Source organism: Christiangramia sediminicola (assembly GCF_031344135.1).
Lineage (GTDB): Bacteria > Bacteroidota > Bacteroidia > Flavobacteriales > Flavobacteriaceae > Christiangramia > Christiangramia sediminicola.
Genome location: NZ_JAVJIU010000003.1, coordinates 673027 through 696816, shown reverse-complemented (window position 1 = coordinate 696816; position 23790 = coordinate 673027). Strand labels below are relative to the sequence as shown.

Annotated in this window: 23 protein-coding genes and 2 pseudogenes; 6 read left to right on the top strand and 19 right to left on the bottom strand. The window is 36.8% G+C overall.

Annotation, left to right across the window (positions count from 1 at the left end):
• Positions 1–114 (top strand): annotated as a pseudogene (locus tag RE431_RS10570) (IS1595 family transposase); the annotation flags it as partial.
• An 8-nt stretch (positions 115–122) separates the two neighbouring features.
• Here the strand turns inward: RE431_RS10570 and RE431_RS10565 are convergent.
• The 6 genes from RE431_RS10565 to RE431_RS10540 form a co-directional block, all read right to left on the bottom strand.
• Complete coding sequence (locus RE431_RS10565; protein WP_309561943.1) at positions 123–1652, bottom strand: cryptochrome/photolyase family protein; 1530 nt, start codon at positions 1650–1652, stop codon at positions 123–125.
• Positions 1637–2926 carry a DASH family cryptochrome gene (locus tag RE431_RS10560; RefSeq protein ID WP_309561942.1) on the bottom strand — a complete coding sequence of 430 codons (1290 nt, stop codon included), beginning with the start codon at positions 2924–2926 and terminating at the stop codon, positions 1637–1639. Before RE431_RS10560 ends, RE431_RS10565 begins: the two co-directional genes overlap by 16 nt.
• Positions 2926–3063: a DUF2256 domain-containing protein gene (locus RE431_RS10555; protein WP_309561941.1), complete on the bottom strand. Its 138-nt coding sequence runs from the start codon at positions 3061–3063 to the stop codon at positions 2926–2928. The genes RE431_RS10560 and RE431_RS10555 overlap by 1 nt, the downstream gene beginning before the upstream one ends.
• A complete protein-coding gene (locus tag RE431_RS10550) occupies positions 3063–3713 on the bottom strand; it encodes a flavin reductase family protein (RefSeq protein WP_309561940.1) in 651 nt (216 codons plus the stop codon). The genes RE431_RS10555 and RE431_RS10550 overlap by 1 nt, the downstream gene beginning before the upstream one ends.
• 75 nt (positions 3714–3788) lie before the next feature.
• Positions 3789–4034 (bottom strand): hypothetical protein, encoded by a 246-nt coding sequence (locus RE431_RS10545; protein ID WP_309561939.1) that lies wholly within the window; start codon positions 4032–4034, stop codon positions 3789–3791.
• A gap of 89 nt (positions 4035–4123) precedes the next feature.
• On the bottom strand, positions 4124–5236 hold the full coding sequence (locus RE431_RS10540; protein ID WP_309561938.1) for an alkene reductase: 1113 nt from the start codon (positions 5234–5236) through the stop codon (positions 4124–4126).
• Positions 5237–5435: 199 nt separating this feature from the next.
• On the opposite strand from RE431_RS10540, the gene RE431_RS10535 reads away from it, so the two are divergent.
• Positions 5436–6779: an FAD-dependent oxidoreductase gene (locus RE431_RS10535; RefSeq protein WP_309561937.1), complete on the top strand. Its 1344-nt coding sequence runs from the start codon at positions 5436–5438 to the stop codon at positions 6777–6779.
• 32 nt (positions 6780–6811) lie between these two features.
• On the opposite strand, the gene msrA is transcribed toward RE431_RS10535, so the two are convergent.
• The 4 genes from msrA to RE431_RS10515 all read right to left on the bottom strand — a co-directional run bounded on the left by msrA (position 6812) and on the right by RE431_RS10515 (position 10096).
• Entirely contained in the window at positions 6812–7474 is a 663-nt protein-coding gene (gene msrA / locus RE431_RS10530; RefSeq protein WP_309561936.1) for a peptide-methionine (S)-S-oxide reductase MsrA, read from the bottom strand.
• Positions 7475–7476: 2 nt separating this feature from the next.
• Positions 7477–8043 carry a hypothetical protein gene (locus RE431_RS10525; protein WP_309561935.1) on the bottom strand — a complete coding sequence of 189 codons (567 nt, stop codon included), beginning with the start codon at positions 8041–8043 and terminating at the stop codon, positions 7477–7479.
• A 177-nt stretch (positions 8044–8220) separates the two neighbouring features.
• Complete coding sequence (locus tag RE431_RS10520; RefSeq protein ID WP_309561934.1) at positions 8221–9000, bottom strand: zinc ribbon domain-containing protein; 780 nt, start codon at positions 8998–9000, stop codon at positions 8221–8223.
• A 1-nt stretch (position 9001) separates the two neighbouring features.
• The gene (locus RE431_RS10515; RefSeq protein ID WP_309561933.1) at positions 9002–10096 is read right to left on the bottom strand and encodes a Nif3-like dinuclear metal center hexameric protein; all 1095 of its coding nucleotides are present in this window, start codon (positions 10094–10096) and stop codon (positions 9002–9004) included.
• An 89-nt stretch (positions 10097–10185) separates the two neighbouring features.
• On the opposite strand from RE431_RS10515, the gene lpxK reads away from it, so the two are divergent.
• Complete coding sequence (gene lpxK, locus RE431_RS10510; RefSeq protein WP_309561932.1) at positions 10186–11190, top strand: tetraacyldisaccharide 4'-kinase; 1005 nt, start codon at positions 10186–10188, stop codon at positions 11188–11190.
• A 107-nt stretch (positions 11191–11297) separates the two neighbouring features.
• Here lpxK and RE431_RS10505 read toward each other — a convergent pair whose 3' ends face one another.
• From RE431_RS10505 to RE431_RS10480, 6 genes are all read right to left on the bottom strand, one after another.
• A complete protein-coding gene (locus RE431_RS10505) occupies positions 11298–13532 on the bottom strand; it encodes a hybrid sensor histidine kinase/response regulator (RefSeq protein ID WP_408914514.1) in 2235 nt (744 codons plus the stop codon).
• Between the two features lie 41 nt (positions 13533–13573).
• Positions 13574–14581: a type I glyceraldehyde-3-phosphate dehydrogenase gene (gap, locus tag RE431_RS10500; RefSeq protein ID WP_309561930.1), complete on the bottom strand. Its 1008-nt coding sequence runs from the start codon at positions 14579–14581 to the stop codon at positions 13574–13576.
• Between the two features lie 7 nt (positions 14582–14588).
• Entirely contained in the window at positions 14589–15470 is an 882-nt protein-coding gene (gene lipA, locus RE431_RS10495; RefSeq protein WP_309561929.1) for a lipoyl synthase, read from the bottom strand.
• 77 nt (positions 15471–15547) lie between these two features.
• The gene (locus tag RE431_RS10490; protein WP_309561928.1) at positions 15548–16117 is read right to left on the bottom strand and encodes an RNA polymerase sigma factor; all 570 of its coding nucleotides are present in this window, start codon (positions 16115–16117) and stop codon (positions 15548–15550) included.
• Complete coding sequence (locus RE431_RS10485) at positions 16108–17211, bottom strand: glycosyltransferase (protein ID WP_309561927.1); 1104 nt, start codon at positions 17209–17211, stop codon at positions 16108–16110. Before RE431_RS10485 ends, RE431_RS10490 begins: the two co-directional genes overlap by 10 nt.
• A gap of 5 nt (positions 17212–17216) precedes the next feature.
• Positions 17217–17423 carry a membrane or secreted protein gene (locus RE431_RS10480; protein ID WP_309561926.1) on the bottom strand — a complete coding sequence of 69 codons (207 nt, stop codon included), beginning with the start codon at positions 17421–17423 and terminating at the stop codon, positions 17217–17219.
• 167 nt (positions 17424–17590) lie between these two features.
• Between RE431_RS10480 and RE431_RS10475 the strand changes: the two genes are divergently transcribed.
• Entirely contained in the window at positions 17591–18208 is a 618-nt protein-coding gene (locus RE431_RS10475) for a fasciclin domain-containing protein (protein WP_309561925.1), read from the top strand.
• A gap of 53 nt (positions 18209–18261) precedes the next feature.
• Here RE431_RS10475 and murB read toward each other — a convergent pair whose 3' ends face one another.
• The 3 genes from murB to RE431_RS10460 form a co-directional block, all read right to left on the bottom strand.
• The gene (gene murB / locus RE431_RS10470) at positions 18262–19275 is read right to left on the bottom strand and encodes a UDP-N-acetylmuramate dehydrogenase (RefSeq protein WP_309561924.1); all 1014 of its coding nucleotides are present in this window, start codon (positions 19273–19275) and stop codon (positions 18262–18264) included.
• On the bottom strand, positions 19275–20471 hold the full coding sequence (locus tag RE431_RS10465; RefSeq protein ID WP_309561923.1) for a pyridoxal phosphate-dependent aminotransferase: 1197 nt from the start codon (positions 20469–20471) through the stop codon (positions 19275–19277). Before RE431_RS10465 ends, murB begins: the two co-directional genes overlap by 1 nt.
• Before the next feature lie 132 nt (positions 20472–20603).
• A complete protein-coding gene (locus RE431_RS10460; RefSeq protein ID WP_309561922.1) occupies positions 20604–20996 on the bottom strand; it encodes a DUF1573 domain-containing protein in 393 nt (130 codons plus the stop codon).
• A gap of 135 nt (positions 20997–21131) precedes the next feature.
• Between RE431_RS10460 and RE431_RS10455 the strand changes: the two are divergent.
• Positions 21132–23699 (top strand): annotated as a pseudogene (locus RE431_RS10455) (valine--tRNA ligase); the annotation flags it as partial.
• Entirely contained in the window at positions 23689–23736 is a 48-nt protein-coding gene (locus RE431_RS15645; protein WP_408914516.1) for a hypothetical protein, read from the top strand. The pseudogene RE431_RS10455 and the gene RE431_RS15645, both read left to right, overlap by 11 nt.
• Positions 23737–23790 lie beyond the last annotated feature (54 nt).

Below are 23790 nucleotides of genomic sequence, written 5' to 3'. Positions count from 1 at the left end.
AAAAGGAAATACTTACAGTTGTATCTCAACGAGTTTATTTACAAATTAAACAGACGGTATTTTGGAGACAAACTCTTTGACAGACTAGTAATTGCGAATATAACAGGTGCATAAACGGATAATCAGATTATCTTTTTTGCTCTTTCTCTAATTTCATCCATTTCTCTAGAATCCTTCTTATCCAGTAGGCTTAGCATCATATTCATGCGTTGATTGCCTTCAAAATTCTCACGGTTAGAGTCCAGAAAATTCCAGTAAAGACTGTTAAAAGGGCAGGAATCCTCCCCTGTTTTTTTACTCACTTTATAATGGCAATTCCCGCAATAATTGCTCATTTTGTTAATATAACTGCCACTTGATACATAGGGTTTAGTAGCTACGATTCCGCCATCTGCAAACTGGCTCATGCCTCTGGTATTGGTGATTTCCACCCATTCTATGGCGTCTATATAGATCCCTAAATACCACTGGTCTACGTGATCTGGATGTGTCTCGGTAAGTAATGCGTAATTTCCAGTGATCATTAATCGCTGTATATGATGTGCGTATGCATTTTCGAGGCTATTTTTAATAGAATGATGCATACAATTCATTTTAGTTTTCGCATCCCAATAGAAATCTGGAAGATCATTTTGATTCCTTAATCTATTAGATCGCTTATAACCTGGCATTTCTTTCCAATAAATACCTCGCATATATTCTCTCCAACCAAGTATTTGTCTTACAAAGCCTTCAACTTGAGAAATATCGATCTCATCTTTGTGATCATAATAATATCCAATTACAGAATCAATAACCTCTCTTGGACTTATCATCTTTGTATTAAGTGCGAAAGATAGTCTTGAATGAAAAAGATAGGCTTGATCTGTGTGCAGCGCATCCTGATAATCACCAAAATGAACCAGTAAATTTTTGCAAAAATAATTAAGTACAGAGAGCGAGTCTTCTCTTGAAGTTGGCCAATTAAAGCTTTTAGCTTGAACCTCACCCATGGTTTTGATCTCTGCCTGCTCGATCTCCTTCAACAGGTTTGTAAGATCTTTTCTAAATCCTCTTTCATGCGGAATTTCGGGATCGCCTTTCCATTTTTTCCTGTTCGATTTATCAAAATTCCATTTTCCACCTTCAGGATCTTTGGCATTCATCATTAGAATATCATGTTTCCTTCGCATTTCACGATAGAAATATTCCATGACCATTTGTTTTTTTCCGGAATAGAACTTTTCTAATTCATCTCTTGTTGTAAAAAAGTGTTCGGTGTCATAAGCTTCAGTTTTAATATCAATTTCTTTACAGATCTTCTTTAATTGTTCATCCAGTCGATACTCATCAGGAAGTTGATATTCAAATTTTTCAAAATCCTTTTCTGATATTAAGTTCTCAAGATTTTTCTGTAATTCCTGTTTGTTCCCTTTGTCATTGATCTTAAAATAAATTACCTGATGATCTCTTTCCTCTATATATTCAGCGAAATTTCTCATGGCTTTAAAAAAACCTAGAATTTTCTGTATATGATGAACCACATAATCTGTTTCCTGTCTCATTTCCATGAAAACATAGGTGATATGCTCCTGATATTCTTTAAACCAACTATGCTGATGGTTTAATTGATCTCCCAAAATGAGTCTAAGAGTTTTTAATTTTTCAGCCATAAATCCTGGTATTCATTGTCTGGATCATATCTATCTGTCTGACTCTTAATATTGAACTTCCTGTCACGAGGATCATTTCCCACTCCGCTATTATACATCCAGTTTCCCCAATTACTGTGAACATCATAATCTATAAGCATACTTTCGAAATATGAAGCTCCAATTCGCCAGTCCTGTTTGAGCTCTTTCGCCCAGAAACTATTCACATTCTGTCTTCCACGATTACTCATAAATCCTGTGGAGGCGATTTCCTTCATGTTCGCATTCACAAAATCTTCTTTAGTGTTTCCATTTATCCAGGCTCGAAGTTTTTCTTCATCAGAATTCCAATCCAGGTCCTTCTCCAGGATTCCGCCCAATTGAAATATTTTATTGCCATGTTTTAAAGAAATGAATTTGAAAAAATCTCTCCAGAGAAGTTCAAATATTAGCCAGTAAGTACTTTGATTGCTCTTTACTTCTTTTTCATATTTCTTTACTTCATAATAGATTTGCTTAGCTGAAATCGATCCATTTGCCAGCCATGCTGAAAGTTTAGAACTATAAGATTCTCCAATTAAACCATTCCTGGTTTCCTTGTATTCTGATAGATTTTCTGACTTCCAGAAATATTTCTTTATCCTGTTTTTTGCGTGGTTTTCTCCACCCTTGTAGGGAAATGCTGTCCTTGAATCTTCTTCGAATGAATCTAAACCTAGTTTTTCCAAACCTGGAATTGAAGTATTATTATCAATCAAATTTGAATTTTCTTTTGGAGAAATGGTATCTATTAATTCTCTGATTTCAGCCCTTTTTTCACAGGCTTTTCTGAAGTCAGTAAATACTCTTGGGATCTCATCAAAAGATTTAAAAGGAATGTCTTCTGGGTGATAAAGAAATTGCTGATAATACGACTTAAATTCGACTGAAGGAATTGATTCTTTTAAGGCATTCTCTACATCCTTTTCTTCTTGTGTCCATTCCTTCTGAAAATAGATAGTAGAAACTTGATGTTTTTTAGCAATTTCTGGAATAATCTCTTCTGGCTTTTTTAGATAAATCAATAACGTAATGTTTAATGATTCCAGGTTTTGCTTTAATTCCTCGATACTTTCAATTAGGAACTTTGCTCTGAATTTTCCAGTTTTTGGAAATCCAAGAGCAGTTTTTTCAAATTGGCGAGGGTCGAAACAATAGACTCCAATTATTTTGTCATTTTCCCTTGAGGCACTTTCTAAAGCTTCATTATCTGAAACTCGAAGATCATTTCTAAACCAAACTAAACCTGTGCTCATTATTTATTTTTTCGGCATTTATCACTACAATATTTCACGTTTTCCCAATCTTTCTGCCATTTTTTGCGCCATTTAAAAGGACGTTCGCAAACGGGACAAATTTTTTCAGGAAGATTTTCTTTCCGCACATTTTTCATCAGCTATTTTCTTCGCTGAAAAAGGATTTCACTTCCTGGCCGGGTCTTGCATAATGGAACCTGTCCAAAAGACTTGGTAGCGAATATCCGTCAAGTCCATTTACCGCGACAGTGCCTGCATCATCGAGTCGAAGCCACCCATCGGGCATCTGAATTCCTTCATCAAAATAAATATGTTCGATAGAGGCAACAACCAGAAGCGTATCATTTTCTTTAATATGATATTCGTTAAGGTATTTACAGCCTAACTTAATTTCAGACTGCTGTACATAAGGTGCATGGAAATTATCCAGATATTCCTCATCCAGTCCGGTTTTATGAAATTCTGAAATATCTTCATCATATTTGGCAGCGGTTTGATGTGCCTGCTCGATCATTTTCTCATGAATATGATTTACCGTGAAGTATGAAGTTTCTTTAATATTGTCGTAGGTATTTCTGGAGACACTTAAAGGTCTGGTGACAAATCCTAGCATCGCTGGATCGCTTCCCATATGGGTTACAGAGCTGAAAACCGCTACGTTAGGATTTCCATTTTTTGATCTTGTGGCGATAAGATTGGCAGATTTATATCCTGTGCAACTATTTATAAGATTCAGACGGTAGATCTTTTCCATTTCTCTGATCTCGCTGGAGGTAATATGCTTCATAAAAAAAGGTCAGTTTATTAGACTGACCTCAATTTATTGATTGCTCTTTTAAAAGCCTGTTAATGTAGTTTTAAATTAATCCTGAGCTTCCATTTTATTAATGGCCATCTCATATTCTTCCATAGCTTCTCTAACCGCATCTATATTATCTGAAGCCTTTTGGTGTGCATCCTCCATTACTTTTTCAAGATTTTTGTCGGGATGTTCAAATAAATCTGTAATCACATGATTGATCTTATCAATGATACTGCTTTGCGTATTCTTGATATCTTCAAGTTTGTTTAAAGTAGACCTCATGTGGTCAAGTTTCGCCTGATCCATAATTATTTGTTTTTAGTTAATCTAATTTACCCCAACAATCATAGGCTTCATAAACTCTTAACAGCTTTTAGAACAGCTTTATAAAAAAATTATGAAACTTTTTCTTCCTCGTAGGCTGGATAATCTGTGTACCCTTCTTTACCAGGAGTATAGAAAGTATCCTCATCATATTCAGCGAGAGGCCATTTATTTTCGAATCGAGCTGGAAGATCTGGATTGGAAATAAACCATTTCGCATATGCCACCAAATCTGCATCTCCTGATTCAATAACTTCATTCCCAGACTCACGATCAAATCCATTATTGATCATTAATGTTCCTTTATAGATCTTTCTATAGTGCTTTGCAATTTCAGTTTCCAGGTAAGGAACATCGCTCACATCTGTAAATGGTTCTGAAAGATGGACATAAGCCAGATCATAAGCATTCAGTTTCTCAATAATGTAATCGAAAGTTGGAATGCTTTCTTCGCTTGCAATTATTCCAAAAGATTTATGTAAAGATGGATTGAATCTACACCCGATCTGGTTCTCTGCCCATACTTCACTTACAGCCTCCAGAACTTCAAAGAAAAATCTTGCACGGTTTGGAATGCTTCCGCCATAATCATCTGTTCTTTGGTTCGCATTCTTATTGAAAAATTGATGTATCAAGTAACCGTTTGAAGAATGTATCTCAACTCCATCAAATCCGGCATCTTTTGCCATTTGAGCTGCATGCTTGAATTCCTGAACAGTTTCCTGTATCTCCTGAATGGTCATTTCCTTAGGCTCTGTAGTTTTTTCAAAACCTTCTGGCGTGTAAACTTGCTCATTAGGGTTGATGGCACTTGGCGCTAGTGGTTTTTCACCTTCATGAAATTTAGGATGAGAAATTCGGCCCACATGCCATAACTGCATAAAGATCTTTCCATCTTTCTCATGAACCGCTTCTGTGACTTTCTTCCAACCTTCAACCTGTGCTGTAGTATGCATTCCTGGTGTGTTTACATAGCCAACTCCTCTTTCAGATACTTGAGAACCTTCGGTAATAATAAGTCCGGCTCCGGCTCTTTGAGTATAATACTCCACATGCATATCTGTGGGAGCTTTTTCCGAATTATCTGCACGACTTCTGGTCATGGGAGCCATAATGACTCTGTTCTTTAAAGTTAGATTTCCGAGTTTATAAGATTGTAATAGCGCTTGTTTTTCTGTACTCATAGCTTATTTTTCTTTAAAATTACCAGTTATGATTCTTCTTCGCTGTTAATTAAATTATAAATGAGCTATTGTTGTAGTTCGCGGCAAAATCGGGAAGTCTCAGGTCTATTTCATAATTATTAAGTAATTTCGCAGATAGAAATAACCACGATCTCAAGGCAATATAAACCGCTGCCGGGATTTACTTTCAAACCAATTCATGCAAAAACAGAAAGATGTAGCAATAGTAGGATCTGGACTTGTTGGATCGTTACTTGCTATTTTCCTTAGAAAACAAGGGCACAAAGTAACTGTATTTGATCGCAGACAAGATGTACGAAAAGTTCAGTTTTCGGGGAGGTCTATTAACCTTGCGATGTCAAACAGAGGATGGAATGCTTTGCGTGAAGCTGGAGTAGAGGATGAGATCAGGGATTTGGCGTTACCTTTGGATAAAAGAGCTATGCATGTTGAAGGCAAGCCGGTATACTTTCAGAAATATGGAGAAGAAGGGGAGGCTATCTACTCAATTTCCAGGGGAGTATTAAATAGAAAAATGATAGATCTTGCGGAAGTGGCAGGTGCTGAATTTCGCTTTGAGGAAAAGATCTGGGATGTAGACATGCAGGAAGCTAGACTCTACACAGGCGAATCTGAAAAAAGCGTTTGGAAAGAATATCAATTTGATTTGATCTTTGGAGCTGATGGAGCCTTTTCAAGAGTCCGTCATAAAATGCAAAGACAGAGCCGGTTCAATTATTCCCAACATTTTATTGATGTTGGATATAAGGAATTAACCATTCTTGCGAATGAAGATGGAACTCATAAACTGGATAATTCTTCATTTCACATTTGGCCACGTGGCAATTTCATGCTTATAGCCATGCCTAATTTAGATGGAACTTTTACCTGTACGCTGTTTATGCCATTTGAGGGAGATACTTCTTTTGAAACGATAAAAACCGAACAGCAGGCAGATGCGTTTTTCGAAAATTATTTCCCGGATATTAAGGATGAGATCTCTAATCTAAAAAAGGATTTTTTCAAGAATCCAACCAGTGCTATGGTGACAATTAAATGTTTCCCATGGTCTTATTATGATAAAATAACCTTGGTTGGAGATTCAGCTCACGCGATCGTTCCGTTTTATGGACAGGGAATGAATGCCGGATTCGAGGATATTTCAGTATTGAATTCAAAAATAGACAAATACGGAGATGACTGGGAACAGATCTTCCAGGAATATCAAACCGAAAGAAAACCAAATGCAGATGCCATTGCAGAATTAAGCTATCGTAATTTTATAGAGATGAGCAGCAAAACTGCAGACCCGATGTTTTTATTAAGGAAAAAGATAGAAAAGAAATTCGCTCAGGCTCATCCAGAATTATGGGCGCCATTATATTCCCGGGTTACATTTTCTGATAAAGCTTATTCAGAAGCGTTGAAAATCGGGGATTACCAGAGAGCCATCATGGATGAGGTGATGAAAACACCAAATATTGAGCAGAATTGGGATAGCCCAGAAGTGGAAAAGAAAATTATAGCTCTAATCAAAAAATAAAAAAAGCTGCCAGGAGGCAGCTTTTTTTATTTTTAGTGAGCATCTTCTTTTAAGATGTCAGGAAACTTTTCTTTGAATCTATTCAATCTCGGGATTGATACTTTCTGAATATATGGATTCTGAGGATTGTTCTTCTCGTAATTCTGATGATAATCTTCCGCAATCCAGAATTTCTGAAATGGCAATATTTCCGCCGCTATTGGCTCATTATAATTTTTAGCAACTTCCGCTTTAACTTCTTCTATGATCTTTTTCTGTTCAGCATTTTGATAGAAAATAATAGAACGGTATTGTGAACCTCTATCTGGTCCCTGACCATTTACCTGAGTTGGATCTTGAGAACCAAAATAGACCTCTACTAATGTCTTAAAACTCACCACTTCCGGATCATAAATTACTTCTACAGCTTCTGCGTGACCAGTTTTTCCTGTATTGCTTTGTTCGTAAGTTGGGTTTTTAGTGTGACCTCCAGAGTAACCAGAGATGGCTTCGTCTACACCTTCTACGCTTTCATAAACTGCTTCAACGCACCAGAAACACCCACTGGCGAAATAGGCCTTTTCCATACCATTTTCTGCCGGAACACTTACAGGTTCGGCATTGGCAATTTCAGCGTTTGTAACGCTATTATCTTTAGTTTGGTTTCCGCAGGCTAAAAATGCCAGGCTTAATAGATTTACTAATAAAAATTTCATTGTTATTTTCTTTTATAAGTTGCTTCCAGGGTTTTCTTACCCAATAATGCATAATCAATGGCAATATCCCCGTCAATAGAAAAACCTTTCCAGTCAAGCTTGAAGCCATTATCTGCAGGTGTAAAAACAGCAATAGGCGTACCAGTTTCAAATTTATCCCAGGGAATATCTTTATTCGCGGTACGAGAAGATTTTCCTTCATAATAGATTTCTATATTTTCTCCTTTTTGTTGAAAACTGGCATTAATAAATAGTTCGTTTTCTTTCAGGCATAATTCAGAGGTGCTGGTCGTAACTTCGATACAAAAACACTGGCAGCTATTATCCTCCATATGATCTGTATTAATATAGTTTCCGGTGAAATCTTCAAAGCTTGCAGGTTCAGCCTTACCAACTTCGGTTTGACTTGTAGTATCCTTGGATTTTTTATCCAGATTTTGTTCTGAGTTCTGATCTCTGTTCTGATTTATATTCTGTTCAGGATAGGCTTCAGTATCATTTTCTTTCTTGGTATCATTGCAGGAAGTTAAACTTAAAAATAAGCCTAACAGGATTATTGTAATTCTCATAATTAACGAAATTGGGTTAGCTAAAGATAGCCTTTATAACAGCGTTTATTGTGAAATACTTGTTAATCCGGTATGTCTGATATTCGGGTATAAAAAAACTGCCTGAAAAACTTTTGCTTCAGATCCTAAGATCTTACTGTTATTCTCCAGGCAGTTTATATTTAAAACTTAAAAAGTTTAGAACTTCTTAAACATACTTTCCATTTTTTCCTGCTCTTCTTTAGCAAGTTCTTCATCTACTAAGATTCTTCCACTATGTTCATCTGTGATGATCTTTTTACGACCAGCAATTTCCATGATTACCTGTGGTGGTATTGTGAAGAAAGAACCTCCAGAAGCTCCACGCTCTACAGGTACTACTGCAAGGCCGTTCTTTACGTTGCTTCTAATTCTTTTATAAGCCGTTACAAGTCTCTCTTCGATATTCTTCTCATATTCCTGAGATTTATCGATCAAAGCCTGCTCTTCTTTCTCTGTTTCCTTAAGAATTTCATCAAGCTCGCTTTTCTTGTGCTTAAGATGCTCCTCACGCTCAGAAAGCTTCTCCTTAGTTTGAGAGATCACTTCTTTCTTTTGCTCGATCTTAACTTTGTATTCTTTGATGTGCTTTTCCGCAAGTTCAATTTCCAATTCCTGGAATTCAACTTCTTTACTTAAAGCATTAAATTCTCTGTTATTACGAACGTTCTTCTGCTGCTCAGAGTATTTTTTGATAGTAGTCTTAGACTCCTCAATCTGGTTCTTCTTGTTCTTGATGTCATTATCAATCACCTCTATATCTGCATCCAGTTTCTCCAGGCGTCTGTTTAAACCTGCTACCTCGTCTTCCAGATCTTCAACTTCAAGAGGTAATTCACCACGTACGTTTCTGATTTCGTCAATTCGCGAATCCACCAACTGAAGATCGTACAGTGATCTTAACTTCTCTTCTACAGTAACATCGTTTTTTTTCGCCATATTATAAATAATGTATTGGATTGGTATTTGTATCTGCTAAAATAAGTGCAAAACTACTAATTTTTTTGCTAAGAAAAGAATATAGTAAATTTTTTGTAAACTGTTCACTTTCATAGTGTCCAATATCTGCTAACACTAGCTTTTCCTCGGCTTTGTAGAAGTCGTGGTATTTAAAATCTGCGGAAATATATATATCTGCACCTGCGGCTTTCGCATTATCAATAGCAAATGCACCGCTTCCTCCTAAAACAGCTACCTTTTTCAAGGGTTTTTTCAATAATTTGGAATGTCTAACACATCCGGTTCTAAAGGTACTTTTTAATTGCTTCAGAAACTCCTTTTCTTCTATTTGTTCAGGTAATTCACCGATCATTCCCATTCCAAGATGCTGATTCTTGTTTTCCAGTGAGATCACTTCATACGCAACTTCTTCATAGGGGTGTGCCTCAAATAGGCTATTCAGTATCTTTGATTCCAGGTGAGCAGGATACGTGATCCCTATCTGGGTCTCATCCTCAAAATGGACTTTTCCTCTTTCACCTTTTACAGGATTAGAATCTTCATTTCCCTTGAAGCTGCCTTTACCGGTTATATTAAAACTACAGTGATCATAATTCCCAATGCTTCCGGCACCAGCTTTAAAAAGAGCCGATCTAACATTTTCTGCATTATCAACAGGCACGAATGTGGTCAGTTTTTTAATGGAATCTGTTCTTGGAATTAGGATCTTTCGGTTCACTAGTCCTAACTTTTCAGCGATCATATCATTCACTCCCTTATGCTGATTATCTAAAGCCGTATGAATTGCATAAATGGCAATATCATGTTTAATTGCTTTCAGAACCGTTCTCTCCACATAATTCCTGCCGGTAAGTTTTTTAAGACCTGAAAAAATGATGGGATGAAAGCTAATTATAAGGTTACAATTTTTTGAAATCGCCTCGTCTACAGTTGCTTCTAAAGTATCTAAGGTGATAAGAGCCCCGGTAACTTCTAAATTAGAGTCTCCTACGAGTAGACCCACATTATCAAAATCTTCTGCATATTTAGTGGGAGCAAAATCCTCAATAAGACTTATTACGTCCTTTATGATCATAATTTAATATTTTAGCTATCAGTTTGCCAAATGAGAAACATCAGTCTATCCTGTTGTCTTTCAAATATAAATATTCTATAAAGCCTTACATGCCGAATTTCAGAAAATTACTTTATCCGTTCTCCGTATTATATCATGCGGTTACCGGTATGCGTAACATATTATATGATCAGCAAATACTGAATTCTGAATCATATGATCTTCCGGTGATCTGTGTGGGGAATCTGAATACGGGTGGTACGGGGAAGTCTCCTATGGTTGAATATTTAATATCTCTTCTGAATAAAAAATACAAAGTTGCTACTTTAAGTAGAGGTTATAAACGGGAAAGTAAAGGCTTTAGATTGGTTGAAACCGATGATAGCGCTGCAATGACAGGAGATGAACCTTTGCAGTTTAAAAATAAATTTCCAGAAAGTTTTATCGCTGTAAATGCGAACAGGAGGGAAGGGATTGCCGAATTGTTGAAATTTTCCCCTGATGTTATTCTTCTTGATGATGCTTTTCAACACCGAAAGGTGAAAGCGGGGTTTTATATCTTGCTAACTGCTTTTGGAGATCTTTACATTAATGATCTTTTGCTCCCTGGTGGTAATTTAAGAGAGTCACACATTGGAGCAGAGCGCGCCGATGTTATAGTGGTAACTAAATGTCCGGAAGATATTTCTGTTGCTGAAATGAACAGAATCACCTCAGAGCTAAAACCTTTACCAGGTCAGGACGTATTTTTTAGCAGTATCGGGTATTCTAACATTTTGTATTCTGATATTGGGAATATTCCGCTAGGTGAATTGAATTCAGAAGAATTCACTTTAATCACCGGTATTGCCAGGCCGCAACCTTTGGTAGAGTATTTACAGAATAAAAATCTACAGTTCGATCATCAGAAATTTCCTGATCATCACAATTTTAATGATAGTGAAATAAGAGAATTGAATAAACTTCAGAAGATCGTAACTACGGAAAAAGATTTTATGAGGTTAAAAGGAAGAATAGATTCTGACCGCTTATTCTATCTGCCCATCAGGACCAAATTTGTAAATAATAGATCTGAATTTAACTCGAAAATACTGGAGTTTGTAAATAAAAAATGAGGTGCGGAAACACCTCATTTTACTTTGGCTAATTCAAACTATATAAGTCTCTTTATCTCTATATAATCCTACTAGCTATTCTTTTTACAAAGCCTGTGCCAAAGATCTTAAATCGCTGTTTCTCTGGCTGCTAGGTACTTATTGATCTTGTGGAAAAACTCTTCTGTCTTATATGGTTTGGGGATAATATCATTAAAACCATTCAGGTAAAATTCGTCAAGGTTATCGTCAAGTGTTACTGCCGTTAAGGCAATAATCGGAATTTCAGGATCGAACTTTCTAATTTCGATGGTAGCTTCTATTCCCGTAATTCCTGGCATGTGAATATCCATCAGGATAAGATCAAATTCATTATTCTTGACCTTTTCAATCGCAATGCTACCGTTATCGGCTACATCACAGATGACTTTATTCTTTTCGAGGATCTTCCTCGTAATCATCTGGTTGATCTTATTATCTTCAACTACAAGGATGCGCTTATCAATCATTATATCATTGGTAAGCTCAGTTTCCTTCACATTAACCGGAGTATCGGCCACAGTGTTTTTGATTTCTGCTTCCGGAGCTTCAAAATCAAGTTCGAAAGTAAATTTAGAACCTTCACCTAACTCGCTTTCCAGTTCAATTTCACTATTAAGAAGACTAAGTAGGTTCTTAACAATAGAAAGTCCAAGACCTGTACCACCAAACTTCCTGTTAATTTGTGTGGATCCCTGTGTAAAGTTTTCAAAAATTGCTTTTTGCTTTTCTTTACCAATACCTTCACCGTTATCCTTTATTTCAAATAGAAGCGATACCGTTTTTTCTTTCTGCTTGGTTTGCTTAACTGAGATCCAAATATCACCATCTTCAGTAAACTTAATTGAGTTTCCAAGTAGGTTGATAAGGATCTGAGAAATCTTAAGCGGGTCCCCAACAAGCTTTTTCGGTATATTCTTGTCGAAGTCGAAGTGTATCTTAGTGTTCTTTTCGTCAGCTGAATTTTTCAGGGCGATAAGAACATCAGACATTCTCTTTTCAAGGTCGAAATTAGACTTCACGATTTCTACTTTATTCGCTTCAAGTTTATTCAGATCAAGAATGTTATTGATCAGAGATAATAAATATTCTCCCGAGAATTTCAAGGAATTAAGATGCTCTTTCTGACTTTCAGTAGGGCTTTCTTCCAGTAATAAGTGAGTTAAACCGGTTACCGCATACAACGGAGTTCTTAATTCGTGGGTGATTGTTGTTAGGAATTGGGCTTTTGCCATAGAAGCTTTTTCTGCGTTCTCCTTGGCTAGTATCAATTCTGAATTCTTTTTCTGTAGTAATTCGTTCGCTCTGGCTCTTAGATTATTGTTCTTATAAAGAGAAAGGGTTAACAGTGATAAAATCGTGATAAGGGCGACACTTAGTATTGTGGTAAGCTTGTTAACCTTCAATGTTCTTTCCTGTTCGGCATTCTGCATTGTTAATTCATCCAGCGTACTTTTTAAGGCATCTACACCTTCTCTTGCATTAGCTTCAGTAAGTAAAGCCTCCTTATTAATATTAAAAACGTACTCTCGAACCTCATTGTTCTTCTGAAGGTATTTTAAAGCTGCTGCAAGATTGTTTCTTTGTTCAGCAATTTCACTCAAAATACCATAACTATACATGGTCATACCTGTATAATCTTCTTTTTGTGCGAGTTCTAAAGCGATTAGAGCGGAATTTTCTGCTTTTTCAAATTCACCTTTAAAATTATAAGCCCTCGCAAGGAAATAATGCAATCTTGAAAGCTCATAATTATTGGTGCTTTCCTGAAGGTATATTTCTGCGTTCTTTAATTCAGCAATAGCCCTATCTCTTGTATCTTCATTGCTAAGCCAAATCACTGCTTTATTCAGGGATATAAGACCTAATTGCTCCTCATCATCTTCTTTTTCGTAATATGTTTTTGCTAGATCAAGGTATTTTATGGCGCGGTCTAGTTCACCTTTGGAATTAAGAATCTTAGAATATAATACATACGAGTAGGCGAGTCCAGACTGATCATCAATCTCTCTCTGGATGGAAATGGCTCTTTCTAGTTGAGTAATACCCTTGTCGTATTCGTGACGAACCTGGAACATTCTCGCAAGAATACCACTGGTTAGGGCTATATAACGCTTATGATCGATCTCTTTAGCGTACTCAAGAGACTGATTTAATTGTTTTTGCGCCTTATCAAATTCCATCATATCGATAGAATGTTCGGCTTTGGTTAGTAATTCCCTTATTTGTTCAGGCTTCGGATCGGCCTTAACCATCTTTGAGTCCTGAAATCCAAAGGTGATAAAACAACAAAAAAGTAAAATTATAAGCTTTAAGTTCTTCATTCGGGAAAATAGCTAGAAGCTGTTAATGTGGTTAAATATAGCTATTTATCGTTAATGAGTGAAATTAAATCGATAAGACGATTGGAGTATCCAATTTCATTGTCATACCATCCAATCAGTTTTACTAGCTTATTACCAATAACAGAGGTCATTTGTGCATCAAAAATGCAGCTTGCGCTGCGGTCTAAAATATCTACAGATACTATCGGGTCTTCGGTATATTCAATAATACCTTTAAAGGCACCTTGAGAAGCTTTTTTAAACAAAGCATTTACTTCTTCGATTGTAGTATCCTTTTTTACGTTCAGAGTCATATCGGTAAGCGATCCATTAGGCACAGGGACTCTAATTCCACAGCCACCAATGACGTCACTTAAATCTGGGAAAATACTGGTTAAAGCTTTCGCTGCTCCAGTAGTTGTAGGAATAATTGATTGTGCTGCAGCTCTACTTCTTCTAAGATCTTTATGTGGTTTATCATGTAAACTTTGATCAGAAGTATAAGAATGAACTGTGGTAATATATGCCTGAGTGACTTCGAGATGATCATGTATCACCTTAAGCATAGGAGCAGCATTGTTGGTTGTGCATGAAGCATTGGAGATAATCTTTTCTGAACCATCTAAGATCTCTTCGTTTACTCCAAGAACCACCATTTTGATCTTATCATCCTGAGGTGGAACCGATAAGATCACTTTATTTACGCTACCTTTTAAATGACCAGTTAAGCTTTCTTCAGTTTTAAATTTCCCTGATGATTCTACCACGAAATCTACATCATGATTTTCCCATGGAATATCAACCGGTTCCTTATGATTTAAAAGTGGAAATAATTCACCGTCAATATAAATTCCTTCCTCGCTGGAAGTTATTTCATTTGGAAGCCTTCCATGAATGGAATCGTATTTCAGTAAATGAGCCAGGCTTTTAGAATCATGAATATCATTTATGGCAACCACTTTAATGAATGGATGATTTAAAAGTATTCTAAAGAGATTTCGCCCGATTCTGCCAAAACCGTTGATGGCAATATTGATAGGTTTAGCCATTCACTGACTAGTTAATGTGTTTTTGTGCTTTATAAGAAGATCTTACCAAGGCGCTACTTTCAACATGTCTGAAACCTAATTCAAGTCCTATTTGCTCATATTTCTTGAATTGATCTGGTGTGATGAATTGTTTAACCGGTAAATGTTTTTTACTAGGTTGTAGATATTGGCCAATAGTAACCACATCAACTCCGGCCTCACGAAGATCCTTTAAAGTCTGAATTACTTCTTCTTCCTGTTCTCCAAGGCCTAGCATGATCCCAGACTTGGTTCTTCTAATCCCGTTATCTTTGAGATATTTTAGAACAGCAAGGCTTCGGTCATATTTGGCCTGAATTCTAACTTCACGAGTAAGTCTTCTAACAGTTTCCATATTATGCGAAACCACTTCAGGTGCCACTTCGATAATTCGGTCTATATTTCTTTCATTACCCTGAAAATCTGGAATTAAGGTTTCCAAAGTTGTATCAGGATTCATTCTTCTAATGGCTTTTACCGTCTCAGCCCAGATTATAGAGCCCATGTCTTTAAGATCATCACGATCTACACTGGTAACAACAGCATGCTTAATTTGCATTAGCTTGATAGATCTGGCTACTTTTTCAGGTTCATCCCAATCTACAGTTTCAGGTCTCCCTGTTTTCACACCACAGAAACCACAAGATCTCGTACAAACATTACCAAGGATCATAAAAGTAGCAGTACCCTCGCTCCAGCATTCACCCATATTTGGGCAACTACCTGAAGTACAGATAGTGTGAAGGTCGTACTTATCTACAAGACTCCTTAATTCAGTGTACTTTTTTCCAGTAGGAAGTTTTACACGAAGCCATTTTGGTTTTGGCTTTCTTTCTGTTTTCGATTTTACGGGCGCAACGTCTGTATTCATAGCAAAAATCTGAGATTCAAAGATACAATAATAAGCTGAACTGCATAAATTAGACACTCCAGGATTTGATTCCTTACTTAAGCTTTTCGGGATTCTATGATTTCGGAAAGTAACTTCTTGGCTCTAAGTAGTTTGACCTTTACATTATTCATTGGTTCATTCAGGCTGCTAGCGATTTCTTTATAAGATTTTTCCTGAAAAAACCTAAGATTGATCACTTCCTGGTAATGCGGTTTCAATTGTTTGATGTCGGCCAAGAGTTGTTCAAGGTTTTGCTCTTTTATCAGCTTGTCTTCAATCCCGGGTGTCTCATCAACGATCTCGTAAACCCGTTCTTCATCATCTACTGAAGTTCTTGAAGTTATTGAAGATTTTCTTTTTCTGATCTGATCTATATGAATATTCTTGGAAATTGCGATCAACCAGGTGGTGAAAGAATAATTTTCGTCGAAGGTGTCTATCTTGTTGAAAGCCTTGGAAAAAGTTTGAATGGTAATATCTTCAGATTCATACTCATTCCGGGTTTTCTTTAACTGAAAACCGTATACATCATTCCAGTATCTATCCAGAAGATAATTAAAAGCTGACTGGCTTCCGTCTTTGGCTTCCCTGATCTTTTCCAGTAGCTGGTCCGGATTTATTTCCAATGTTTTGGTTTTGAAATGAGGTTGGAGATAAATATAACCATTTGCAGGAATATTAAAAATATATCGAAAAATGGAAATAACCAGACTACATCAGTTTCATTCAATTTTCTTGCAGCCTTAATATAAACAAAAGCTTCTGTGATCAATTTAACTCCTAAAATTCCCAATACGATCTTTGGATAGATCTGAAGGATTAATAGCGCTACTAGCATGAGCCAGAATAATACTCTAAAAATATAGAATCCAGCAAGTAGTACTTTATGTTTGGTTTTATAAAATCCGGCAACTGAAACATGTCTTTTCTTTTGATGAAACCATTCGGAAAAACTCGTTTTTGGAACACTTCGGGTAATTGAATCCGGGTGAAAACAAATAGCGGTATTATGTGCCGTGGCTGCTTCATTAACGAAAAGATCATCATCACCAGATCTTAAATGCAGGTGACTTGCAAAACCTTTCAATTCGTAAAACTGATTGGAGGTGTAGGCAAGGTTTCGACCAACTCCCATATAAGGTGAGCCTAAACGTGCGTAGGAGAAATATTGAATTGCGGTAAGCAAGGTCTCGAATCTTATTAATTTATTCAAAATGGATCCGGTGTGCTGGAAATATCCGCCATAGCCGAGAACTATAGTATTTCCTGGCTGGAAATTTCGAGACATTTCTCTTATCCAGTTTTTAGATTGTGGAGCGCAATCGGCATCGGTAAAAAGGAGGTGCTGGTTTCTTGCCTTTTTTATACCAAGGGTCAAAGCATATTTCTTATTTGCCCAGAAAGCTTCATTGTTCTGAACATCTACAACCTTAATTCTTGGATCTATGTTTTGAAATTCTTCAATGACCTCGAGGGTGTTATCTGCAGATGCATCATTAATCACGATGATCTCAAAATCTGGATAATCCTGTTCAAGAATTGAAGGGAGAAAATTTCTAAGATTTTCCTCTTCATTCTTAGCGCATATAATTATTGAAACAGGTACCTCCGGATGTAATTTATTCTTGATTCCCGAGGTCGAGAATGAAAAGAATGAAAAGAAATAGATGAGGTTAACTAAGCTAACAAGAATGAAAAAACCAAGTAATAATGTTCCCATTCAGTCTATTTGATCTTAGGAGTATCATCACAATTTTCCATTTCGTCTGGCATCTTACCACAGAAACTGCAGGGTTCACCAGATTTGTTCAGATATGGATTCTGGCTGGCACAAGTTCCGGCAAATTTACCTTCTTTTTTGCCCCAGATCTTGATCGCAATTCCGGCGAATGCCAGACCTAATAAAATAGCGCTTATTATAAATAGTTTCATGCTAATAGGATTCTGATGCAAAAATAACAATAAAATAGAGCAACTGAAAATGCCGGTCATCATTAATATAACCTTTACAATATTTAACTAAACTTTAATCGAATCCTTAGCAATAACTGCCTTTTGCACAATATCTTGCACTGTTAATCACGAAAAAAACTACGATTATGAAAATTAAAATGTTATTTACGGTTTTAGCACTTTCAGCTATTGTTTTTACTTCATGCGAAGATAATAAGAAGAAGGAACAGGAAGAGAAAGCTAAAATGGAACAAATGGAGGCTGAAAGAGAAGCTGAAATGAAAGCTGAAAAGGAAAAAATGGAAATGGAATCTAACAGTATTGCGGCAAAAGCAATGGAGACCGATACCTTAAGTACTTTAGTAAGCGCATTACAAACTGCTGAAATGGCAGAACTTTTTACAGTAAGTGAAGGACCTTATACAGTGTTCGCACCTAATAATGCGGCATTTGAAAAGGTTGATAAGGCTACTTTAGATAATTTAATGAAACAAGAAAACCAGTCTAAACTTGGTGATGTTCTAAAATATCATGTTGTTGAAGACGAAATCACTTCTCAGGAATTAGTGAAAATGATCCAGGATAATGATGGTGAGTATACTATTTCAACTCTTGGAGGAGGAGAGCTTAAGGCTTCTCTAGAAGGAGAGAAAGTAATTCTTACTGATGAAGCTGGTAATAAAGCTACAGTGGTACAGGCAGATGTTGATGCTTCAAATGGAGTAGTACATATCATCGATGCTGTTGTAATGAAGAAAGCCTAGTAAGTTTGATATATTAAAATGAAAAGGGATCCTGTTTTGGATCCCTTTTTTATTTAGATGATATTGACTTCGGCTTCGAGATCAATTCCAAATTTGTCTTTTATGCTTTTCTGAATAGTTTTTGAAAGATCTAGAATTTCAGAACCTGTAGCTTCGCCATAATTCACGAGCACAAGTGCCTGATTCTTATGCACACCCGCATCTCCGTTTCTATAACCTTTAAATCCGGCGGTATCTATTAACCAACCTGCCGGAACTTTTATTTCATCTTCTGAAACTTCATAGGAAGGTATTTCCGGGAATTTTGATTTAAGACCTTCAAATTGATCTTTACTGATGACCGGGTTTTTAAAAAAGCTTCCGCTGTTGCCAATTTCCTTTGGATCTGGCAATTTAGATCGCCTAATGGCAATTACCGCATTTGAAATATCCTGTATTTCTGGTTCGGTGATTCCCTTTGCTGTAAGCTCTGATCTAATTGAACCATAATCAATATTTAGATGATGATCTTTTTTGGTTAACCTGAATTTTACAGAAGTGATGATATACTGACCTTTCAGCTGATTTTTAAAAACTGAATTTCTATACGAGAAATCACAATCTTCAAGGCTGAATTCTTTTTCTTCCAGAGTCTGGACATTCATTGCTTTGCAGCTAACAAATGTATCTTTCAATTCAACTCCGTAAGCTCCGATATTTTGGATTGGTGCCGTTCCAACGTTCCCGGGAATAAGAGAAAGGTTCTCTAATCCGCCAAAACCTTGCTTTAACGTCCATAAAACGAATTCATGCCAGTTTTCACCAGCTGCGGCTTCAATAACTACTTCAGAATCGGTTTCAGAAACAATATCTTTTCCCTTGAGAGCTATATGAAGCACCATTTTATTCACATCGCCGGTCAAAAGCATATTGCTTCCGCCACCAAGGATAAATAGTTCTGATGCGTAACTTTTGCGAAGTAGATTCCTTAGATCTTCAATTTTCTGAATAGAAATGAACTTTTCAGCTCTAACATCTATGCCAAAACTGTTGTGATCTTTAAGGGAGTAATTTCGCAGTACACGCATTAATTCTTCTGGTTATAAACTTTTATGGCTTTTTCAAGAATTTCAATTGCTCTTTCCAGGTTCTCCTTTTTAAGAACATAAGCTATTCTTACCTGGTTTTTACCGGTATTGGGAGTAGAGTAGAAACCTGCAGCAGGTGCAACCATTACCGTTTCATTGTCATCCTCAAAATCTTCTAATAACCACCTCGCAAAATCATCAGCATCATCAACAGGTAATTCTGCGATACAATAAAAAGCTCCTTTTGGTTTTGCAACCTTAACTCCATCGATCTTTTCAAGACCATCTACTAGGAGATTTCTTCTATATGTATATTGCTCGATAACATCATCAAAGTAAGACTGCGGAGTGTCTAATGCAGCTTCACTCGCAATTTGTGCGAAAGTTGGCGGGCTTAGTCTTGCCTGAGCAAATTTCATAGCCGTGTCTATCACTTCTTTGTTCTTTGAAACAAGGCATCCAATTCTTGCGCCACACATGCTATACCTCTTGGAAACTGAATCTACCATGATGGCATTATCGGCAAGTTCAGGTATACTCATAATAGAGTGGTGAACGGCACATTCGTATGCGAATTCCCTATAAACCTCGTCAGAAACTATGAATAGATCATGCTTTAGTGCGAGATCTGCTAATTGTTTTACTTCATCTTTTGTATATAAATATCCGGTTGGATTTCCAGGATTACACAGAAGGATTGCCTTGGTCTTTTCAGTAATTAATTTTTCAAATTCTGAAATAGGAGGTAAGGCAAAATTATTGTCGATGCTCGCCTGGATTGGTCTTATTTTCACGCCTGAAGCGGTAGCAAAACCATTGTAATTTGCGTAGAATGGTTCAGGGATGATCACCTCGTCACCTGGATCTGTAATACTTCCCATGGCAAAAAGCAAAGCTTCAGATCCGCCTGTGGTAATGATAATGTCTTCTTTATTTACAGGTAGCGCAGTTTTTTTATAGTAACCGGCCAGTTTTTCTCTATAACTTTCAAAACCTGCAGAATGACTATAAGATAACACATCTATATCGTGTTTTCTAACTGCATCAAGGGCAACTTCTGGCGTTTTAATATCTGGCTGACCAATGTTCAGTTGATATATTTTACGACCTTTTTTAGTTGCTGCTTCAGCAAATGGAACCAGTTTTCTTATCGGTGATTCAGGCATTTCCAGCCCTTTATTAGAGATCTTAGGCATAGCTTGTAATTTGTGCAGTGCAAAATTGCAAAATTTAAATATTAATCAATAATATTCTCAGGGTAATTATCCCCTGATTTTAAATAAAAAAAGCCCTCCAGTATGGAAGGCTTTCTTATCTATTTAATAAGATTATTTGCTGTCTCCAGCTTCATCTTTTACAAGACCTTTAATCTTTAAGGCTTTTGTAGGCTCGTCTGCATTAGAATAAACAGTTACTGTTTTTCTAATTGGTCCAACTCTTTTCGTATCATATTTCACCTCAATTTCACCGGTTTTACCAGGCATAATTGGTTCTTCCGGTTTCTTAGGCACTGTACAACCACAGCTGGACTTTACATCTTCGATAATCAAAGGAGCATCTCCAACGTTGGTGAATTCAAAGACTCTAACGCCATCGCTTCCTTTCATTATTTCACCATAGTCAATGGTTTCTGACTTAAATTCTATTTTCGCTGTTTTCTGAGCTTGAGCTGTTGCCAGTCCAGCAAAAACAAAAATGGCTATTGCAATAAGTTTTTTCATAATTCAAAAATTTTAATCGGATTAGTAAAGATAGTCTGAAATACTTCAAATCTCAAAAATTTTAATCATTTCAGTAGCTTTCATAATCCTACATTAATAATTACTTTTGCCATTATTCAAAAACCAGACCAAGAAATGGCAATTGCTTCACAATATAATGCGAAAAAAGTAGAGGATAAGTGGTATGACTACTGGATGAAAAACAACTATTTTCATTCGGAAGTTGACGAAAGAGAGCCATATACCATTGTAATTCCGCCGCCAAACGTGACCGGTGTACTTCACATGGGACATATGCTGAATAACACTATTCAGGATGTTCTGGTTAGAAGAGCTCGTTTAAAAGGTTATAACGCATGCTGGGTTCCTGGAACCGACCATGCATCTATTGCTACTGAAGCAAAGGTTGTAGCAAAATTGAAATCTGAAGGGATTCAGAAAAATGATCTTTCGCGCGAGGAATTTCTACAGCACGCCTGGGACTGGACAAATAAGCATGGAGGAATTATACTTCAGCAGTTAAAAAAACTTGGTGCTTCTTGTGATTGGGAACGTACAAAGTTTACGATGGATGACGATATGTCGGCCTCTGTGATCAAGGTTTTTGTAGACCTGTATGAAAAGGGTCTGGTATATCGCGGTTATCGAATGGTAAACTGGGATCCGCAGGCGAAAACCACACTTTCAGACGAGGAAGTGAATTATGAAGAAAGAAATGGTAAGCTTTACCATCTTAAATATAAAGTAGACGGAACCGAAGATTATCTAACGATAGCAACTACAAGGCCTGAAACTATTCTTGGAGATACTGCAATATGTATTAATCCCAATGACGAAAGATTTACTCATCTAAAAGGTAAAGAAGCAATAGTTCCAATTTGTAATAGAACCATTCCTATTATTGAAGACGAGTATGTAGATATGGAATTTGGGACAGGATGTTTGAAGGTTACACCTGCACATGATGAAAATGATAAAAATCTAGGAGATAAACATGGCCTTGATGTGATCGATATCTTCAATGATGATGCTACTTTAAATTCATACGGACTTCATTATGAAGGAAAAGACAGGTTTGTAGTAAGAGCTGAGATTGTTGAAGAACTTGAACTATCTGGTTTTGTAGATAAGGTTGAAGATTATGTAAACAAGGTAGGAACTAGTGAAAGAACAGGTGCTGTGATTGAACCAAAACTCAGCGATCAATGGTTTCTGAAAATGAAGGAAATGGCTCAGCCAGCTATAGAAGCTGTTCTTGGAGACGATATTAATCTGGTACCGGAAAAATTCCTGAATACTTACCGTCACTGGATGGAGAATGTTAGAGACTGGAATATTTCACGTCAGTTATGGTGGGGTCATCAGATTCCCGCTTACTTCTACGGTTCAGGTAAGAATGATTTTGTAGTTGCTGAAACTGCAGAGCAGGCTCTGGAAAAAGCTAAGGATGCAACAGGAAATAGTGAGTTGACCGCTTCAGATCTTACTCAAGATAAAGACGCTCTGGATACCTGGTTTTCTTCCTGGCTGTGGCCAATGAGCGTTTTCAATGGTATCCTGGAGCCTGAAAATAAAGAAATTGAATATTATTACCCTACCAATGATCTTGTGACCGCGCCAGAAATTCTATTTTTCTGGGTAGCAAGAATGATCATGGCGGGTTATGAATATAGAGGAGAAAGACCTTTTAAAAATGTTTACCTAACGGGAATAGTTCGTGATAAGCAAAGAAGAAAGATGTCTAAATCTCTAGGGAATTCGCCAGATCCATTAGCCTTGATAGATCAATATGGTGCAGATGGTGTTCGTGTAGGGATGTTATTGAGTTCTCCTGCCGGGAATGACCTGATGTTCGATGAAGACCTATGTAAGCAAGGTAGTGGATTTACCAATAAAATATGGAACGCATTTCGTTTGGTTCAGGGCTGGGAAATTTCTGAAGAAATTGATCAACCTAAAACTGCGAGAATGGCAATCGACTGGTATAAAGCAAAATTCCAGAAGACGATCAGGGAAATTGAAGATCATTACTCAAAATATAGAATTAGTGATGCTTTGATGTCTACCTATAAATTGATCTGGGATGATTACTGTAGCTGGTTCCTGGAAATGGTGAAACCGGGTTACGGTGAGCCTATGGATGCGAAAACTTATAAAGCTATTATCGCAATACTCGAAGATAACTTAAAAGTGCTACATCCTTTCATGCCATTCGTAACGGAAGAAATCTGGCAGGAGATCACGGAAAGAACTCCTGAAGAGGCTCTAATCGTAGCTAAATGGCCGGAGCAAGTAGATTTTGATGAGAATATAATTAAAGAGTTTTCTCATGCAGCTGAAGTGATCGCCGGAGTAAGAAAAATTAGAAAGGACAAGAATATTTCTTTTAAGAATAAAATTGACCTTAGTGTTCTGAATAATGAAAACACTTCTCAAACTTTTGACAGTGTGATCGCGAAAATGGGTAATGTTTCGAATCTTGAATATGTAAATGGTTCAGTTGATGGAGCGCTTTCATTCAGAGTAAGATCTAATGAGTACTTTATCCCTATCGTTGGTGCGATTGATGTAGAAGCAGAAAAGAAGAAGATACAGGAAGAATTGACTTATACTGAAGGATTCTTGAAATCTGTAGATAAAAAACTTTCGAACGAGCGTTTTGTAAACAATGCCCCAGAAAAAGTTGTAGCTGTTGAGAAGACTAAGAAGGCTGATGCAGAAGCGAGAATTGAAGCACTAAAGGCAAGTCTAAAAAATCTTGGATAAGATTTATGACATTAAATAAAAAAAGAGG